Annotated in this window: 19 protein-coding genes; 7 read left to right on the forward strand and 12 right to left on the reverse strand. The window is 41.3% G+C overall.

Translation table 11 applies throughout. The features are described 5' to 3' along the window. The coding region (locus GSQ74_RS10095) for a Crp/Fnr family transcriptional regulator (protein ID WP_216846714.1) at positions 1-355 on the forward strand (355 nt) is incomplete at its 5' end. A 9-nt stretch (positions 356-364) separates the two neighbouring features. Here the strand turns inward: GSQ74_RS10095 and nirD are convergent. Together nirD and nirB are read right to left on the reverse strand one after the other, a co-directional pair. After that, on the reverse strand, positions 365-718 hold the full coding sequence (gene nirD / locus GSQ74_RS10100; protein ID WP_158992813.1) for a nitrite reductase small subunit NirD: 354 nt from the start codon (positions 716-718) through the stop codon (positions 365-367). A gap of 45 nt (positions 719-763) precedes the next feature. After that, entirely contained in the window at positions 764-3,253 is a 2,490-nt protein-coding gene (nirB, locus tag GSQ74_RS10105) for a nitrite reductase large subunit NirB (protein WP_158992815.1), read from the reverse strand. Positions 3,254-3,563: 310 nt separating this feature from the next. Here nirB and cobA point away from each other — a divergent pair, with 310 nt between their 5' ends. Beyond that, positions 3,564-4,310, forward strand: a complete 747-nt coding sequence (gene cobA / locus GSQ74_RS10110; protein WP_158992817.1) for a uroporphyrinogen-III C-methyltransferase — start codon at positions 3,564-3,566, stop codon at positions 4,308-4,310. Next, entirely contained in the window at positions 4,307-4,657 is a 351-nt protein-coding gene (locus GSQ74_RS10115) for a hypothetical protein (protein WP_158992819.1), read from the forward strand. Before cobA ends, GSQ74_RS10115 begins: the two co-directional genes overlap by 4 nt. 179 nt (positions 4,658-4,836) lie before the next feature. On the opposite strand, the gene GSQ74_RS10120 is transcribed toward GSQ74_RS10115, so the two are convergent. The 3 genes from GSQ74_RS10120 to mnmE form a co-directional block, all read right to left on the reverse strand. Next, positions 4,837-5,106, reverse strand: coding sequence for a tyrosine-type recombinase/integrase (locus GSQ74_RS10120; protein ID WP_158992821.1), 270 nt, complete (start codon positions 5,104-5,106; stop codon positions 4,837-4,839). A gap of 67 nt (positions 5,107-5,173) precedes the next feature. Then, positions 5,174-5,926 (reverse strand): phage integrase SAM-like domain-containing protein, encoded by a 753-nt coding sequence (locus GSQ74_RS10125; protein WP_158992823.1) that lies wholly within the window; start codon positions 5,924-5,926, stop codon positions 5,174-5,176. 33 nt (positions 5,927-5,959) lie between these two features. After that, a complete protein-coding gene (gene mnmE, locus GSQ74_RS10130; RefSeq protein ID WP_158992825.1) occupies positions 5,960-7,327 on the reverse strand; it encodes a tRNA uridine-5-carboxymethylaminomethyl(34) synthesis GTPase MnmE in 1,368 nt (455 codons plus the stop codon). Positions 7,328-7,480: 153 nt separating this feature from the next. Between mnmE and GSQ74_RS10135 the strand changes: the two genes are divergently transcribed. After that, positions 7,481-8,539: a nucleoid-associated protein gene (locus tag GSQ74_RS10135; protein WP_158992827.1), complete on the forward strand. Its 1,059-nt coding sequence runs from the start codon at positions 7,481-7,483 to the stop codon at positions 8,537-8,539. Between the two features lie 114 nt (positions 8,540-8,653). Here GSQ74_RS10135 and GSQ74_RS10140 read toward each other — a convergent pair whose 3' ends face one another. The 6 genes from GSQ74_RS10140 to GSQ74_RS10165 all read right to left on the reverse strand — a co-directional run bounded on the left by GSQ74_RS10140 (position 8,654) and on the right by GSQ74_RS10165 (position 14,472). Beyond that, positions 8,654-9,016 carry a DUF5655 domain-containing protein gene (locus GSQ74_RS10140; RefSeq protein WP_158992829.1) on the reverse strand — a complete coding sequence of 121 codons (363 nt, stop codon included), beginning with the start codon at positions 9,014-9,016 and terminating at the stop codon, positions 8,654-8,656. Positions 9,017-9,101: 85 nt separating this feature from the next. Continuing rightward, positions 9,102-9,905 carry a TIGR02757 family protein gene (locus GSQ74_RS10145; RefSeq protein WP_158992831.1) on the reverse strand — a complete coding sequence of 268 codons (804 nt, stop codon included), beginning with the start codon at positions 9,903-9,905 and terminating at the stop codon, positions 9,102-9,104. A 77-nt stretch (positions 9,906-9,982) separates the two neighbouring features. Next, positions 9,983-11,122 (reverse strand): cystathionine gamma-synthase, encoded by a 1,140-nt coding sequence (locus GSQ74_RS10150; protein WP_158992833.1) that lies wholly within the window; start codon positions 11,120-11,122, stop codon positions 9,983-9,985. 129 nt (positions 11,123-11,251) lie between these two features. Beyond that, the gene (proS, locus tag GSQ74_RS10155; RefSeq protein WP_158992835.1) at positions 11,252-12,724 is read right to left on the reverse strand and encodes a proline--tRNA ligase; all 1,473 of its coding nucleotides are present in this window, start codon (positions 12,722-12,724) and stop codon (positions 11,252-11,254) included. A gap of 149 nt (positions 12,725-12,873) precedes the next feature. Beyond that, positions 12,874-13,725: a transglutaminase family protein gene (locus GSQ74_RS10160; RefSeq protein ID WP_158992837.1), complete on the reverse strand. Its 852-nt coding sequence runs from the start codon at positions 13,723-13,725 to the stop codon at positions 12,874-12,876. A gap of 15 nt (positions 13,726-13,740) precedes the next feature. After that, positions 13,741-14,472, reverse strand: a complete 732-nt coding sequence (locus GSQ74_RS10165) for a peptidase (RefSeq protein ID WP_158992839.1) — start codon at positions 14,470-14,472, stop codon at positions 13,741-13,743. A 138-nt stretch (positions 14,473-14,610) separates the two neighbouring features. Between GSQ74_RS10165 and GSQ74_RS10170 the strand changes: the two genes are divergently transcribed. After that, the gene (locus tag GSQ74_RS10170; protein WP_158992841.1) at positions 14,611-15,393 is read left to right on the forward strand and encodes an ABC transporter ATP-binding protein; all 783 of its coding nucleotides are present in this window, start codon (positions 14,611-14,613) and stop codon (positions 15,391-15,393) included. 12 nt (positions 15,394-15,405) lie between these two features. Next, positions 15,406-16,158 carry an ABC transporter permease gene (locus GSQ74_RS10175; protein ID WP_158992843.1) on the forward strand — a complete coding sequence of 251 codons (753 nt, stop codon included), beginning with the start codon at positions 15,406-15,408 and terminating at the stop codon, positions 16,156-16,158. A 122-nt stretch (positions 16,159-16,280) separates the two neighbouring features. Here the strand turns inward: GSQ74_RS10175 and GSQ74_RS10180 are convergent, their stop codons facing one another. Continuing rightward, complete coding sequence (locus GSQ74_RS10180) at positions 16,281-16,439, reverse strand: hypothetical protein (protein WP_158992845.1); 159 nt, start codon at positions 16,437-16,439, stop codon at positions 16,281-16,283. A 69-nt stretch (positions 16,440-16,508) separates the two neighbouring features. On the opposite strand from GSQ74_RS10180, the gene GSQ74_RS10185 reads away from it, so the two are divergent. Then, the gene (locus GSQ74_RS10185; protein WP_158992847.1) at positions 16,509-19,172 is read left to right on the forward strand and encodes an alpha-L-rhamnosidase; all 2,664 of its coding nucleotides are present in this window, start codon (positions 16,509-16,511) and stop codon (positions 19,170-19,172) included. Positions 19,173-19,183: the final 11 nt, after the last annotated feature.

Below are 19,183 nucleotides of genomic sequence, written 5' to 3' on the forward strand. Positions count from 1 at the left end.
TGAGGCAAGCTTAAAGGTAAACAATGAATTTACGTACCAATTGATGATGTTTTTTGTAAAAGATTTACAGGAATCAGAAAACAAGATGCGTAACCTTGCCCACATGCCGGTTAAAGGCCGCGTAGCGCAGGCCTTAATATATTTGGAGAAGCAGTTTGGGCTAAAAGAAGATGGTTTTATTAATATCAGATTATCCCGGCAGGACCTGGCATCTTTCATCGGCGCCACCTATGAGACCGTATTCAGGGTGATAACCGAACTGCTGAATGAAAACATAGTAGCCGCTCATGACAAATACATAAAAGTTATAGATAAAGAGAAGTTACTATTACTAACCGCCGACGACGAAGTTTAGAAAATAAAACTACTCCACTATACCAATATACACCTTACCGTCTTCAACCCGTACAGGATAGGTTTTTATTTGAAATTCCTCGCCACTCAAACACTCACCACTTAATAGCGAAAAGGTTTTTTTATGAAAAGGGCAAGCTACCTTAGGTTCGCAACTATCACCTTCGCTACCAATCATCCCGCGCGATAAAACCATCTGCTGTTTATGCGGACAAAGATTTTGCGTAGCATACCATTCACTACGACGGGCGAAGTTGTATATCGCTATTTGCTCATTGCCATGTTTTACGCATGCCCCGCCATTGGCAGGTACGTCATCTGCATAGCAAGCCAACACCCATTCAATATCTGTCATCGTTTCCATATGAATCTTGTTTAATTTCTGTAATTTGTAATTAAAAAATCCGCTTTACCATTTAGCTTTTATCTGTTCACGCATCGGTTCAAATTTTATTGCAGGATCTTTCTCCTCGGGTGCATTAATAAAATGAACAAAGCGTTTACGCAATTCATCATTTTCCACCACCTCCTTCCATTCACAATGGTAGGTATTAACCAACTCCTGCATTTCTTCTTCCAACTGCTCATTTATACCGAGACTATTGTTGATGATCACATTTTTTAGATAAGCGATACCGCCATCCATTTTATTTAACCAGGTAGCGGTCCGGGTCAGCGGATCAGCTGTTTTAATATAAAACATCAGGAACCTATCTAAATATTTTATACAGGTTGCGCTATCAATATCCGTAGCTAACAGTTGCGCATGCTGTGGCTTCGATCCACCATTACCGCATACATATAAATTCCATCCTTTTTCGGTGGCGATGATGCCAAAATCCTTTGCCTGCGCTTCTGCACATTCACGAACACAGCCACTAACACCGCCCTTTAGCTTATGCGGCGATCTTACACCTTTATAACGCTCTTCAATTTCGATAGCAAATGAAACACTATCATGCAAACCATACCGGCACCAGGTGCTACCCACGCAGCTTTTAACTGTACGCAATGATTTGCCGTATGCATGTCCGCTTTCAAAACCCGCGTCAATTAATTCTGCCCAAATTGCTGGTAAATCATTTACATGGGCGCCAAACATATCAATACGCTGACCTCCTGTTATTTTAGTATAAAGACCATATCTTTTTGCAACCTGCCCGATAACAATTAGTTTATCCGGGGTAATTTCACCACCCGGAATACGGGGAACAACTGAATAAGTGCCTCCTTTTTGAATATTGGCCAGGTACCTGTCGTTACTATCCTGTATAGTATCCTGTTTTACAATTACGTCATTCCATAAGCTGGAGAGAATACTAGCTACTACCGGTTTACACACCTCGCAACCGTCACCCTTTCCAAAGTGGTCCAATACCAGGTCGTAATTTTTCAACTTGTTTATTTTCACCATATCAAACAGCTCCTGCCGCGAATAGTCAAAATGCTCGCATATTACGTTTTTAACGTACTGGCCATTAGCTTTCATGGTACCGGCTATCAGGTCTTTAACCAGCGGTACACAGCCACCACAGCCCGTTCCGGCTTTGGTACATTTCTTTAAATCATCAATACCCGATGCACCTTCATTAACTGCCGAACATATTGCCAGTTTACTTACCGCCTCGCATGAACATATTAACGCGTCGTCAGGCAAACTCATAACCTCTGCACCTTCAGCAACTTCACTACCTCGCGATCCCAATATCAAATCTTCGGGATTAGGCGGAAGCAGTATTTTGTTATTAACCGTTTGCAGCAACATATTGTAAGCCTCTGCTTCGCCAACTAAAATGCCGCCTAATAAATATTTACCATCGTTACTGATATTAATACGCTTGTATATGCCTTTATGAGTATCCTCAAATACGATTGTCCGGCATTCGGGCTCGGTAACAAAGGCATCGCCAAAGCTTGCTACATCTACACCAATTAGCTTTAGCTTAGTGCTCATATCATAACCGTGGAAAGATTTATCGCCACCGGTTAAATAGGTTACTACAATGCCGGCCATTTCGTAACCTGGGGCAACCAGACCATATATCATGCTATTATAAAGCGCGCATTCACCTATAGCGAAGATACACTCATCGCTGGTTTGCATTTTTTCGTTAACTATAACACCACCGCGGCTGCTTGTTTGCAAACCTGCAAGCTTTGCCAACTCATCGCGAGGGCGTATACCTGCTGATATAACAAGCATATCAACCGTTAGCGATGTATCATCATTAAATTTCAGGAATTCTATTTTATCATCACCCGCAATCTCAGATGTACTTTTGTTCAGATGAATGCTCAACCCAAATTGCTTTAACTTTGATTGCAGCATAGCACTACCTGCAGAGTCAATCTGCCTTGGCATTAAGCGCGGAGCAAATTCAATAACATGGGTTTCTTTAATACCGAGACCTATTAATGCTTTCGCGGCCTCCAGTCCCAATAAGCCACCACCCACCACGGCGCCAACTTTTGCATTAGCAGCATAATCCCTAATCAAGTCCAGATCTTCAATGGTGCGATAAACAAATACACCATTTTTTTCAATACCCGCTATATTGGGCACGAAAGGAGACGAGCCCGTTGCCAATACCAAATAATCGTATTTTATTACAGCTCCTTTTAAAGAGTGCACAGTTTTGTCAATGCGGTTAATTTCCTGTATAGGATCATCCAAATGAAGAGAAATTCCGTTATCAGGATACCAGGATGAAGAGGAAAGCGACAGATCATCGGCAGACTTGCCATTAAAGTATTCGCTTAGATGCACCCTGTCATAAGCTATGCGGGGTTCTTCACCGAAAACAATAATGTTGAATTGATTTGATCTTGATACCAGTTTTTCACAAAACTTATACCCTACCATTCCATTTCCAACTACGACAATTGTTGGTTGAGACATATCCAGTTATTTTAAATGTTAAAGCAATTAATCACGATAAACGCATTCCTGTTGCGACCAAAACGCGTTTATATAACAATAGTACTCAATTATATAATATATATCAAGTTTTTGATTGATAAATATTGCAATTTTTTGTTATTTTTATGATTTTAGTAATATTTATTGAATTTTAAACTAATTTTTTGCTAATATTTTATGATATAAATCATTTTATAAGATTAAATTTGATGAAATAGATTCAATAATCGACACTGACTAAAATTTATGAAATTTAAAAGCCATTTTTTAGTAAAAAAAATCAACAATAATGGATAACAGTAAAATATTTCCTGAATTATTTGTTTTAGGTGCAGGCCCGGGCGATCCTGAGCTCATTACGATGAAGGGATACCGGGTTTTAAAGGAAGCTGATGTGATATTGTATGATAATTTAGCCAATAAGGAGCTTTTAAACTTTGCAAAGGATGGTTGTGAATTGGTTTACGTTGGTAAACAACCTTATGGCAGCTATACCCCGCAGGAAACCATCCACGAAATGATTAAACATTTTGCATTTACAAAAGGCAAGGTGGTAAGGTTAAAGGGTGGCGACCCCTTTATTTTCGGTAGGGGGTTTGAGGAGATTATTTATGCAAGGGAGCATGGAATTAAAACCCACTTTATACCGGGCATCACCAGTATGCAGGCATCTGGTTTTGAAGATATTCCGCTTACCCACCGTGATGTGAGCGAAGGGATATGGATGATAACCGGCACCAAAAAGGATGGCACACTTTCATCAGACCTAAAACTTGCCATGCAAAGTAATGCAACGGTTGTTATTTACATGGGGATGAAACAACTGGCGGTAATTGCAGCAACCTATATAGAACAAGGGAAAGGCACCATGCCCGCAGCAATAATTCAGCATGCCTCTCTACCTAATCAAAAGATAGCCACCGGCACCGTTGAAAGCTTGCCCGAAATGGCGGCAGCGGGCAGCTTAACTTACCCTGCTTTAATAATTATTGGCGAGGTGGTGAATTTTCATTCAAAAAACATAACAGATTTATGAAGATCCGTATTAAAGGCAATTCATTACGTTACCGCCTCACCAAATCAGATATTGAACATTTTTCAAAAGATGGCTATATTGAGGAAACAATTTATTTTGGAACTCAAAAACTAATATATGCCCTGCAACGCTACCAAGAGAACGAACTAACAGCTGATTTTAACGATCAAAAAATTGTGTTATATATACCTGCCTATATGGCTAATGAATGGACGACTACAGATCGCATCGGGTTTGAAAACAGCAATGGCCCATTATACTTATTAATTGAAAAGGATTTTAAATGCCTGGATAATGTTGCAGAAGATCAAAGTGATAATTACCCAAACCCATTGTCAAAAATATAATGAATCCCGCTATTTTAACTACAAAGTGGAGATTCCGCGGACATTGACCATGCCATGCAAATAATGATTTTAAACGCGCGTCAAACCTTAGTTAGTAAAAGAGGCCGGATCAAACCGACCCTTTATTAATGATACTGAAATTTATTCAGCCATATTCAGCCTGCCAATGTTAATCTTATTTACAGTTTGATTTTTTTTCTGTCCACTACTTTTGCATAAACCTGGGTAGTTTTAATGTGTTTATGACCAAGCATCTTAGAAACAGTGTAAACATCCGTTCCAAACTCAAGTTGTAAAGTTGCGTAAGTATGTCTGAAACAATGGAAAGTTATATTTTTATTTATACCTGCCTTTGCGAGCCACTTTACCAGGAAAACCCTGATCGATGAGTAAGCTAAATTTTTGAAAACTACTCCATCGCCGTCTTTTCTATAACTTAGCAGCATCATCAGATATTAGCATATATTCGGCCACCATTGTTTTTTGTTGGCGATACTGTAAATAATACTTACCTGACTATCCTCTAAGCTCCAACCACTTCAGCGCTTTTACATCAGAAAATCTAAGGCCGGTCAAAACAGAAAAAATAGCCGCACGTTTCATTACATCAGATCCGATTGGCGTCGATATTAACGTTTGAAGTTCTGCTAATTCCAAACGTTCCTTATGTGTTTCGTTGACTTTTATAGGTTTGACCAATGAATAAAGATCTTCTGTGCGTAGTCCCTTACTGAAGGCCTCTTTTAATGCAGAACGAAATTTCGCGAAATAGTTAGCTGCAGTGTTTCTTGTAATTAATTTTTCCCTGAAGCTGATTCCAGGACTACTCAAAAGATATGATCGGAAACCTTCACATATCGTTTCGTTCAAATCGCAAAACTTTAACCCTTTGCTAACAAACCTTTCAAAATAACGAAAGGCCATAGCCATATTGTCTGAGTCTCCCTTTTGACGCTTTGCAGTGTGTTTTTTGAAAAAATTGAGAAAACTACCTCTCCTGCTGGAATCGGATAAGAAACCAAACCTCTTATTCTGCACATCGAGTTGGCGTTTCAGCCTCATCCATTCCACTAATTGGATGGTTTCCTTGTTATGTATCCGCTCAATTTTATTAGAGGGTTCATTATAGACGAACAATTTTAAATACTCAAACCTCTGTAATTTATTTGTTAATGAATTGAAGATTGGAGGCGAATCCGAGCCTAAAATACGTTTACAAAAAGGAAACCAAAAACCTATCAAAAGAAAGAAAAGTGCCTTTAAAAGCATAAAAAGGCACTATTTGAAAATAAAAAAACACTCCTATTTGCCAATGCAGAACTTACTGAATATATTTTCCAACAAATCATCCGTTGTAACTGTCCCGGTTATCTCGCCAAGATAGTGCAGCGCTTGTTTAATGTCGGTGGCTAAAAAGTCTGAGGTTATATTACTGTCGATACCGTTTAATACCTTTATTAATGACTCTTCGGTCTTTTGAAGGGCTTCGAGGTGGCGGATGTTAGTTACCAGCGTTTCGTTACCCGTCAGTTTGTCTTTTATCGCGGTATGGTAGATTTTATTTTTAAGATCGTCGATATGGAATTTCTCTTTGGCGGAGATAACAACCGCTTGCTGACTATGGAGCAGATTATCAATCTCTTCCTGAGATAAAAGATCAATTTTATTAGCAACCACCAACATTACTACGCCCGGTTTTTGCAGACTTTCCAGGTCTTGATTAAGTTCAGCTAAACTAATTTGTTGGGCATCGTACACATAAACCAATAGCGCCGATTGGCTGATCTTTTCCATTGTGCGCTGTACACCTATTTGTTCAATAGCATCTGTCGCTTCGCGGATACCGGCTGTGTCTATCAATCTAAAATTGATGCCATGGATGTTTAACACCTCCTCTATCGTATCGCGTGTAGTACCCGGCAAGTGACTTACAATAGCTCTTTCCTCATTTAACAAGGCATTTAGCAGGGTTGATTTACCAGCATTTGGACGGCCTGCTATTACCGTATTTACGCCCATTTTAATGGCGTTACCCAATTCAAATGATTGAATTAAGGAGCCGATAATCCGGGTAATATCATGAGTTAATTTTTTAAGCTGATCGCGATTGGCAAATTCAACATCTTCTTCTGCGAAATCCAGTTCCAACTCAACCAGAGAAGCAAAGTTGACCAATTGCTCACGCAACATCTTTAATTGGTTGCTGAAACCGCCTCGTAACTGATTCAGTGCCACCTGTTGCGAAGCTTTGGAGTTTGATGCGATCAGATCGGCAACTGCTTCAGCCTGAGAAAGGTCCATTTGTCCGTTTAGAAATGCGCGCAGGGTAAACTCTCCCGCCTTTGCAGACCTAGCGCCTTTTTTGATCAACAGTTTAATGATCGACTCAATAATATATGCTGATCCGTGGCAGGAAATCTCCACTACATTCTCTCGGGTATATGACCGCGGAGCAACAAATAAAGAAACTAAAACTTCATCCAAAACCAGGTCGTCATCCGCAATGCTGCCAAAATGGATGGTATGCGATTCCTGCTTGGTTAGATCCTTGCCTTTAAAAACGCTTTGCGCAATGGTAATAGCCGCTGGGCCGGATAAACGTATAACACCAATGGCTCCGCTTCCGGAGGGGGTGGCAAGGGCAACAATGGTTTCTTCTGTGTTGGTCATAGTTCATGGTTCATAGTTGATAGTAGCCATGAACTATGAACCATCATCCATGAGCTATTGCAAAAGTCGTGATTTAAGCGCAATGTTACTGCCATAATTTTGTAAGTATAAATCGGTGGGCATCGGGCAAAAAAGGCTAAATTCGCACCTAATATGGTAACTTTTTTTGAAGCTTCGCTCGATACTATTTCTGTTCATCACGTTGGTAATCCTTCGCATAATGAATTTTATGCTTTATCCAACAAGCCATTGGAGCTTAAAGATGAGGTGATCACTACCCTGCTGATGCAGTATTTTTTAAAGCCTTTTGAAAAAGCGAACGAGGTTTATCACCTGATGCACAGCAGTGGTGAACTGCATTTAAACGAGCTGCATCATTTTGCCACACAGCTATTTGAGGATAAGGAGAAATTCCATGAAGTATCGGAACAAATCACTAAATATTTGCATAAGGTATCTAATCACCCAAATATAAAAACCGGTGAGTTGTACGTGGTTTATTTTAAGAAGGTACAAATTGAGGGTAACCCGCTGGATGCTATCGGTATATTTAAATCGGAGAATAAGGAAACTTACCTAAAAGTCTACCCGCAAGACGGTGGCTTTAATGTAGATTACGAGGAGAATGCTATCAACATTAATAAACTGGATAAGGGTGTTTTGATTTTCAACATTGAAAAAGAAAACGGCTATAAAGTGGTAGTTATTGATAAGAGCAACACTAGCCAGGAAGCAGCGGTTTATTGGAAGGATGATTTTCTGCAGTTAAAGATCCGTAACGATAGTTTTAACCAAACCAGCAATACTTTAGGCATCTACAAAAACTTTGTAACCCAAAAACTGGATGATGAGTTTGAGATGAGCAAGGCTGATAAGATTGACTTGCTGAACCGGTCTATGAAATATTTTAAGGAGAAGGAAACCTTTGATATGGACGAGTTCGCCGGTGAGGTGATTGGCAACGAGAAAGCTATTGAATCATTCAAAAACTTTAAGAGCCAATATGAGCAGGAGTTTGATTCGCCAATTGCGGATACGTTTGAGATCTCGAACAACGCGGTAAAAAAACAGGCAAGAGATTATAAAAGTGTGCTAAAGCTGGATAAGAACTTCCATATTTATATTCATGGCGATAAAGAGCTGATTGAGAAAGGATTTGATGATGGCAGGGCAATGAATTTTTATAAGGTTTATTTTAAGGAAGAAGCGTAAATATAACCGTCATTGCTGTAAGGAGTGTAATGAAGTAGCAATCCCAAACTTTGCAGAGCGGATTTGTATAGTCGGGGATTGCCACGCTATCGCTCGCAATTGACGCTCGGAGGTTTACCTATCCTCAAATGCCATCCGCATAAATTTCATCACTTCCACATTTACATCTTCTGCATTATACATCCTAAAATGGTGATTAAACTGTTGACTGTCGCCGGGTACCTGCGCTATTTTTTGGAAGCATAGGTTATCGGGGTATTCTTGTTTAAATGGGAATACTACATGTATAAAGTTTTTACCTAATTGAGTTATCCATGCAATTCTGCGGTGCGAATTGGCAATACCGATCATGGTTTTGGCGGGATGAATGGTTACCGGGGCAAGCTTTTGGTATTCGCTAATGAAGTAATTGAAGAGCGATAGGGTTTGTTCGGATTTGCCGGATAGGAAGCGGGAAAGGTCATTATCTGATTCCATTATTATCTTAACTATTTATAAAGATAATAATCTTCTACTGCTCGTAGAAGATTTCTCCTCGTACCTCGTCGAAATGACAATAGGGTTAAAACTTCTCTTCTATCCCTAATCCAAATAAGGCAAAGTCATATTTTACCGGGTCTGTTGGGTCAAACTCGTGGAGGCGTTGGGTTAGTTCGATAGCGGTTTGCCAATCGGTTTGTTTGCGGGTGATGAGGTTGAGTTTGCGGGCTACACGGTCTACATGCAGGTCGCAGGGCATGATGAGGTCGGATGGCTTTAGTTGGTTCCATATGCCGAAATCCACACCACAATCATCTTTGCGTACCATCCAACGCAGAAACATGTTTAACCTTTTGCAAGTTGATTTTTGCGATGGCGAGGATACATGTTTTTTGGTGCGATGTGGAAAATCAGGTAGTGAAAAGAAATAGGAACGAAAATGATTTAATGCCGACTCAACCCTCCAACTCCCTGAAGGAGGAGTATTTGCCTCTTGCTCCCCCTTCAGGGGGTTGGGGGGTATGAACGCAGACTCTAATGAATCATGATTTTCATAGTGATAGCGAAAAAAGGCTATGAAATATAAGGTATCAACATCATTAAAAGTACGATGTTTAAAATGCAGCAGTTTTTTAAGGTCGGTATCCTGATGATTGATGATAAAATCGTAAGGTGCGCCATCCATCAGGTTAATCAACTCCTTGCATTTGTTGATGATGGTAACACGCTGTCCCCAGGCTAATATGGCCGCCCAGAAACCCATAATCTCGATGTCCTGTTTTTTGGTGAACAGGTGCGGGATAGAAACCGGATCGTTCTTGATGAAATCAGGCTGATTGTATTGAATAACTTTGGAGTCGAGGAAAGCTTTGAGATTTTCTATCATTTATTTAGTATCGAGTAGCTAGTAGCAAGTAGCAAGACAAGAGTGTTTACTTGATACTAGCTACTTGATACTCTGTACTAAGCTAACGCTTGCTTCAAATCCTCTAATAAATCTTCCACATCCTCTACTCCTACGCTCAGGCGTAACAGGTTATCAACTACACCAGCTTTGTCGCGTTCTGGTTTGGGGATGGAACCATGGGTCATGCTTACGGGGTGGTTGATCAGTGATTCCACACCGCCTAATGATTCGGCAAGGGTGAATACTTTGAATGATGATGCTACGCGGAATGTTTCTTTTAGATCAGCACCTTTTAATACAATGGAGATCATACCACCAAAATCCTTCATTTGCTTTTTGGCAACGTCGTGATTAGGATGATCGGTAAAGCCCGGCCAGTATATCTTTTCGACTTTAGGATGCGTTTTTAAAAATTCGGCGATAATCCTACCATTTTCGCAATGCGCTTTCATACGCAAGTGCAGCGTTTTTATGCCACGCAATACCAAAAAGCTATCCATAGGACCCGGAGTAGCTCCGCAGGCGTTATAGATGAACCATAGTTTCTTGTAGGTATCGTCGTCGTTCAGCATTAAAGCCCCCATTACTACATCGGAGTGACCGCCGATATATTTGGTAACCGAATGCATCACAATATCCGCACCCAAATCAATCGGGTTTTGCAGGTATGGCGAAGCGAAGGTATTATCAACTACCAATTTAAGTTTTTTTGCTTTGGATATTTTAGCCACCGCCTCAATATCCACAATACGCATGGTTGGGTTGGTTGGCGTCTCGATCCAGATCAGCTTGGTATTTTCATTCACGTATTGGTTGATCAATTCCGGATCAGCCAAATCAATAAAATGAAATTTGATACCGTAGTTGGCGTAAATCTTAGTAAAAATGCGATATGAACCACCGTATAAATCATTACCTGTGATTACCTCATCACCCGGTGCCAATAGTTTCATAACGGCATCGGTAGCACCCATTCCGCTTGAAAAAGCTAACCCATATTTGGCATTTTCTAATGCAGCCAGGCAATTCTCTAAAGCATTACGGGTTGGATTTGTACCACGGGAATATTCGTAACCCTGGTTATCGCCCGGTGATTTTTGCCAGTAGGTAGATGTTTGGTATATCGGCGTCATAACCGCGCCGGTTGATGGATCGGGCTCCTGCCCTGCGTGTATTGCTTTAGTTGCGAATTTCATAATCCCCTCCGCCCCCTAAAGGGGGAACTTTTTGATTAGTGATGCTGTATAGCATCTTGTTTATATTTTATTTAACACCCTACCCTCCCCGTTGCTTTTCAAAAGCTCCCCCTTCAGGGGGCTGGGGGGTTAGTACGCCCTTGCGAACAGTACTCTTTGGGTTGATGGCTTACCGGTTAGGATACATTTGCCTTCTTCCTGTTTGTTGTTCAAAGGTATGCAACGGATTGTTGCTTTAGTTTCATCTTTTATCTTTTGCTCTGTTTCCGGCGTACCATCCCAGTGGGCTGAAAGGAATCCCGGTTTTTCATCTAACAGGCGTTTAAATTCCTCGTAGGTATCAACTTCGGTAGTATTTTCAGTACGGAATGTTGATGCTTTTTGGTAGATGTTGGTTTGAATATCCTCTAACAATGCTTCAATATGTGCTGCTAAGCCTTCCTGATTAACGGTTTCTTTGGTTTTGGTATCGCGACGAGCCAGTTCAACTGTACCGTTTTGCATATCGCGGCTGCCAATGGCAACACGTACCGGTACACCTTTTAATTCATATTCAGCGAATTTTGCACCCGGGCGATGGGTATCGCGTTTATCAAACTTAACAGAGATGTCTTTTGCTTTTAGCTCTTTGGTAAGGGCATTAACAAAGGTTGTTATGTTTTCCAGTTCTTCATCGTGCTTGTAAATAGGCACAATTACAACCTGTATAGGCGCTAATTTTGGTGGCAATACCAAGCCTGCATCATCAGAGTGAGCCATGATAAGCGCACCGATCAAACGGGTTGAAACTCCCCATGAGGTTGCCCAAACATAATCCAGCTTGTTATCCTTGCCAGTAAATTTCACATCAAATGCTTTGGCAAAATTCTGCCCTAAAAAGTGGGATGTGCCTGCCTGTAGGGCTTTGCCATCCTGCATTAATGCTTCAATGCAATACGTATCCAAGGCACCTGCAAAACGCTCATTTGGGGTTTTACGACCTTTTACAACCGGTAACGCCATCCAGTTTTCGGCAAATTCAGCGTATACTTCCAGCATTTGTTCTGTTTCGGCTATAGCTTCGTCAGATGTAGCGTGGGCGGTGTGCCCCTCCTGCCATAAAAATTCGCTGGTACGCAGAAATAAACGGGTACGCATTTCCCAGCGCATTACGTTGGCCCATTGATTAACCAAGATAGGCAAATCGCGGTAGGATTGGATCCAGCCACGGTAAGTGTTCCAGATGATAGTTTCGGATGTTGGGCGGATAATCAGCTCTTCTTCCAGTTTGGCATCTTCATCAACAATGATATTGCCCTCACCATCGTCTTTTAGGCGATAGTGGGTTACTACGGCACATTCCTTAGCAAAACCTTGTACGTGACTTGCCTCTTTTGAGAAAAATGATTTTGGTATAAGCAGCGGAAAATAGGCGTTACTGTGGCCGGTGTCTTTGAACATCTTATCCAAAACAGCCTGCATCTTCTCCCAAATAGAATAGCCGTAAGGCTTAATGATCATGCAACCACGAACCGGCGAATATTCGGCCATGTCAGCTTTTATCACCAGATCATTATACCATTGCGAGTAATCTTCCTCTTTACTTATAACCCCTTTGCTCATTATCTTAAAAATAGAATTGTGAAAACGTATGAACGCCAAATTTAGAAATTTAAACTTATTTAAGCGGATGTTTTAGCATTGATTAAATGCATTAATGAACTCACCCCCGACAACGCTGCGCTGGTTGGGTGAGTAAAATATGCGAGATGCTATTTATACGACAACCCCTGATAAGCCGAATCCTCATAAAAGAAAGGCACAAAGTTTTCATTTTCAGCCAGCTCGCAGGTAACCTGCATGGTAGTAAAAATAATATCACCGAAGATATTGGCAATAGCCGTATCCGCGGCATCACGCCCGGTTGCAATTTTAACAAGACCGTTAAGCGGCACCAAATGAGTAGCATCAAACAAAACCCACTCACCACCTAAATAAGCTTCAAAACAAGCATGAAAATCAGCAGGCTTTAAATGATATGCATAACCGGTAAAGTAACGGGCGGGTATGGTTAAAGCACGGCAAAGCGCGATACCTAAATGTGCGAAATCCCGGCATACACCTGCCTGCTGGGTAACGGTATCATAAGCGGAGGTTTGCGCGTTTGAAAACCCGCTCATGTATTGTACATTTTTATTGATCCAGCCGGTAAGTGCTATCACCTGGTCAAATTGATGATTAATATGCCCAAACAGGTTATTCGCTAAACGATATAATTTATCCGACTGGCAGTAACGGCTGGGGTACAAATAGGATAGTACGTTACTATCCATATGCGAAACCAATATTTCTTCTTTTTGCGAATGATCGGTTATGGTATAGCTATTATCAACCGTAGCATTGTAAGTCAATTTGATGTTACCCGGCTCCAATATTTCAAAGCGAACTAAGCGATTTTCGGTATTGCCCAAAATCAATTCTTCAACCTTAATATAGGGCTCAATGCTGAATACTTCCTTCAGCACTATTTGATTTGGGGTGCTGCGTAAAGCATGAATATTTAAAATTAATGTGCCCGGCGAGTTGGCAGTATATTGCATTTCGGTGAACACATCAAATTTCATTTTATAATTTTCCTTTTAAGTAGTTTCTTTAGCCAGTTTGTTAAACGCGACATCCATCCAGTCCTCGGATATATGCTCCAATGCAGCCTTCAATTCCTCGGCCCACTGTATTGATATGTTTTCCAGGTCCTTTTTCTCATAACGCTGCTCCACAATGTGAAAGCTGTCTTTCTTATATAGTGCAACATCAATCGGGAAATCAACATTATTTGAACTCACCCGGGTCGAGTCAAAAGATAGAAAACCGGTTTTTAAAGCGAGTTTCAAACTCGAATCCTCATTCAGTGTACGGTTCAATATCGCTTTACCATGGCCTGAGTTACCAATGATTACATATGGAGCGCCTTGTCCTAATTCAACCCAGTTACCTTCGGGATATAACAGGAAAAGCTTATGCTCATCATCATCCTTCAACTGCCCGCCAATTATGGTGTTCAAATCAAAGTTGAAACCGGCCTTTTCCAACGATGCTTTGTCTTCTGATGCTACCCGTTTAACTTGCTCACCGAAAGCATTTACCGCTTTGTATAACTTATTATATTCGGTAGTTTCAAGTAATTCCTTAAAATATACTATTGCTTTATCCCTTGTTGATCTTAACCCGCTGGTCATGATGAAAAGAGAAAAACCATCTTTTTGCTCTATCGATATTTTCTTTTTTACGGTGGTATCCGTTCCGGAGGTAATGCGGGTATCGGCCAGTGCCAATAAACCTTCTTTAACCTTTATGCCTAAACAATACGTCATGCTGTATCTAAAAAATTTGTGGCTGCCAAAATAGACAAATAATGAAGATTTATGAGCCCGTTAAAGCATTTAAATTTTAATTATTATTGAACTGTAATATTATGGTTATCACGGTATCTAAACACAAAAGCATTCTAAATGGATAATAATCAATCAGAAAGTATTTTAAAGGTAAGTGACCTCTGTGTACAATACGGTATATTCAAAGCAGTTAAGGAGGTGTCTTTTGATGTTCGTAAAGGTGAAATATTTGGGTTGCTCGGCCCGAATGGCGCAGGTAAAACCAGCACACTAAGCGCAATCGAGGGTTTAATAGAATATCAATCGGGTACCGTTATTGTTGATGGCCATAATGCCAAAGAAAAACCATTATACGCCCGTGCGGCAATGGGTGTACAACTGCAGTCAACCAGCTTTCAGCCCGAATTAAAGGTGAGTGAAATATTACAGCTATTTGCAGGGATATACGGCGTTAAATTGACCAATGAAAAGTTAACAGCGATACTGAAAGACATCAGTCTGGAGGATGCCGCAGGCAAACGTTTCGGGCAGCTTTCGGGCGGGCAGCAGCAGCGGGTTTCGCTGGTAATTTCAACCATCCATAATCCAAGGTTGGTTTTATTAGATGAACCTACCACCGGCCTCGACCCGCAATCCCGCCGCCAGCTTTGGGAGCGCATCGAAGCCATTCGTGAGCGTGGGCACGCCGTGGTATTAACCACCCACTCGATGGAAGAAGCTGAATCAGTATGCGACCGTATCGGTATCATCGATCATGGCAAAGTGATTACCATAGATACCCCACAGGCACTCATCGAAAAACATAAAAACGACCCCGAAGTGATAGCAGTATCCCGCAAAGGCAGGGTAACGCTCGAAGATGTATTCATCGCATTAACCGGTAAAGAAGTACGCGCATAAAAATTAAACAACATGGAAGAAACTATCATACCCAAAACATCCACTGTACTCGCAGCTTTACTAAAGGCTGATTTTACAACGCTATGGCGTAACCGCCGGGCAGTAGTAATGGTTTTTCTTGTACCGATAGTGATATTAGTATCATGGAAAGACCTTGTAGCAAAGATGGGGGCAGCATTCGCCTTATCAAACAGCTTAACTTATGGACTAATAGCCATAGGCCTAATGGGCTACACCAATTCCATAGCCCGCGACAGGGATAAAGGCATTTTTCAACGCCTGCGCGTTGCCCCTGCACCCAACTGGACAATTATGATGAGCCGCATATTTGTGCAGTTAAGTATGATCGCTTTAGTAACCACAGCCATTTTTGTTGTCGGTTATGATTATGACAAGATAACCTTAACACCAACAGGCTATGCACTTACCTATCTTACTGCCATTGTAGGTGGCGCAGTTTACCTTGCACTCGGACAAGTTATTGTTGGCCTCATCAAAAACCCGGAAACGGTAAACTCCACATCAAGATTAGTCTATTTCACATTTGTAATAGTAGGCATGTTCGGTGGTATGGGGATGCTAGGCAAACAGGTTGAACAAATGACCCAATGGTCGCCATATGGCACAGTTAAAACCATCATGGCAGCAGGCATGGTTCCCGGTTCGTGGACTATGGATACCACCAACGCACTACTGGTAACTTTAGGTTACACGCTTGTATTTGCGGTTATCGGCATCAAAAACTTCAAGTGGAATACTAAATAATACCTTTTCAAACCCTCTTTCCGCCGCAGGCGAAGAGAGGGTGGTCAAGCGAAGCAAAGACCGGGTGAGTCAATCGTCGATTTGCATTTGCGCAATGACTCACCTAGTTTTCGCTCAGCCGCTCAACCCGCCCTCTCTTCCGCAGGCGAAAAGAGAGCAAAAAAATCTTTCACCTCTTTGTCGCGCAGCGATAGAGAGGTCGACCAGCGCAGCGTAGCCGGGTGAGTCAATTCTACTACTGACAAAACAATGTCAGCACTTTTTTTATTTTTATTTCTCATATTTGGTGGCAGCGTTTAGTCTTTGATGCTCAGTATGGTCAAAGGATTTAGCAAACTACCATTTATACTATGAAATTATCTCTGTTTTACCTGTCTGTTTTAACACTATTATCGTTCAATACTTTTGCTCAGTCTACCCAACCTACAGATTTGAAATGTGAGTATCTCACAAACCCAATTGGTATCGATGCCACCAGTCCTCGATTTATTTGGCAATTAAAAGATGACAGGGCTGGAGCTATTCAATCAGCTTATCAAATTTTTGTCGGGACAGATTCACTCGAAGTGAAAAGTGGAAAAGGTAATGTTTGGCAAACTGCAAAAATCAATTCAGCTAAAAATCTGGTTAGCTACCAGGGCCAAGCATTACACCCTTTCACCAAATATTACTGGACTGTTTGCTTATGGGATAAAAATGGCAAACCAACTAAGCCAGCTCTAATAGCCAGTTTTGAAACCGGCATGATGGGCATGCAAAACTGGAAAGGCACCTGGATAAGCGACGATAATAACATCCACACCAAACCCGCGGCATATTATCGCAAAGCCTTTCAACCCAAAAAACAAATCAAATCGGCAAGAGCTTACATTGCTGTAGCAGGATTATATGAACTTTATATCAACGGCAAAAAAATCGGCAATCACCGCCTTGATCCTATGTATACCCGGTTCGACCGTCGAAACCTGTATGTAACCTATGATGTTACCAACCAACTGCAAAATGGGAAAAATGTAATCGGGGTAATCTTAGGGAATGGCTGGTATAACTTCCAATCCAAGGGTGTTTGGGATTACGAACGTGCCCCCTGGCGCGCAAGGCCAACATTTTGTATGGATATTCGCGTTACTTATACCGATGGTTCTGTAGAAACTATTGCCTCTGATAAAAGTTGGAAAACATCTACAGGCCCCATCATCTTCAACAGCATTTACACAGGCGAACATTACGATGCCCGTTTAGAAAAAACAGGCTGGGACATGCCTGATTATGATGATAGTAAATGGGGCAGTATAACCAATCGTCAGGCACCATCAGCAAATATTGTATCACAAGCCATGCAGCCCATCCGCAATGTCGACAAGATCGCCGCGAAAAGCATGAACAAGATCAATGATTCTACCTACGTATTTGATTTAGGCAGAAACATAGCAGGTGTAAGCCAAATCACTTTAAATGGCGATTCAAACACTGTTGTAAAACTTATCCACGCCGAGCGTCTTTACAAGAATGGTTACCCTGATCAATCAAATATCGACTACTTCCTTGATTCCTTAACGTGGGCGCGCGATCCTTACGGTACAGATATTTACAAACTAAACGGTAAGGGCGAAGAAACCTTTATGCCGCATTTTAATTACAAAGGTTTTCAGTATGTAGAGGTAAGCAGTAACAAGCCCATCAAACTGACTAAAGAAAGCTTGGTTGGCTATTTTATGCATAGTGATGTAGCACCAGTAGGCAGCATCAATTCTTCAAGCGATCTGATCAACAAAATATGGGCGGCTACAAACGCATCTTACTTATCAAACTTACAGGGTTACCCGACTGATTGCCCTCAACGTGAAAAGAATGGCTGGACAGGCGATGCCCAGATAGCCAGCGAAACCGGTATGTACAATTTCGATAGCATTACCATCTACGAAAAATGGCTTGCCGATCATCGCGACGAGCAACAGCCAAACGGTGTATTACCTGCCATAATCCCTACTGATGGCTGGGGTTACGAGTGGGCTAATGGCCCGGATTGGACGAGCACCATCGCTATCATCCCATGGAATGTTTATTTATTTTATGGCGACACCAAAATATTGAGCGATAACTACAGCAACATCAAACGCTACGTAGATCACATCAACTACCTATACCCAACCGGCTTAACCACTTGGGGACTTGGCGATTGGGCTCCCGTTAAATCAACCACGCCGGTTGAGTTAACTTCATCCGTTTATTATTATACCGATGTAAACATCCTGGCAAAAACGGCTAAACTATTCGGTAAAAAAGATGATTATGTAACCTATTCCGCATTAGCTAAAAAAATTAAGAATGCTATAAACGCTAAATACCTTAACCCTGAAACAGGTATCTACGCTAAAGGAAACCAAACAGAACAAGCAGTGCCGCTTTATTGGGGTATTGTACCCGATAACTTAAAAAACAAAGTAGCCGCCAATTTAGCCGATTCGGTTGCCGCCAATAATTTTCACATTGATATGGGAATATTGGGTGCAAAAGCAATTTTAGGCGCATTAAGTGATAACGGACAAGCGCAAACTGCTTACAGGTTAGCATCGCAGGATACCGCGCCATCATGGGGTTGGTGGATCGTAAATGGTGCTACTACTTTGTACGAGAACTGGAACATCAACGCCAAAAGAGACATCTCATTAAACCACATCATGTTCGGCGAGATAGGGGCATGGATGTATAAAGGTATCGCAGGTATCAAGATTGATGAAACCCAACCCGGCTTTAAAAATGTAATACTTTCTCCAAATTTTGTAGCGGGTATCAGCCACTTCGAAGCAACCCATACAGGCCCTTATGGCCAAATAACTTCTTCATGGAAACGAGCAGGTAATACAGTAAATTATACAGTCATCATACCTGCAAATTCAACTGCAACCATTACTTTCCCTGCAAATAAAAAGGTTTATTTACACGGCACCTTAATACAGCAAAACCAACAATACAAAATTACATCAGGGAGTTACGAATTCGAAATAAAGTAAGTTCTCTTTGT

Origin of the sequence: Mucilaginibacter sp. L196 (assembly GCF_009765905.1) — a bacterium.
GTDB lineage: Bacteria > Bacteroidota > Bacteroidia > Sphingobacteriales > Sphingobacteriaceae > Mucilaginibacter.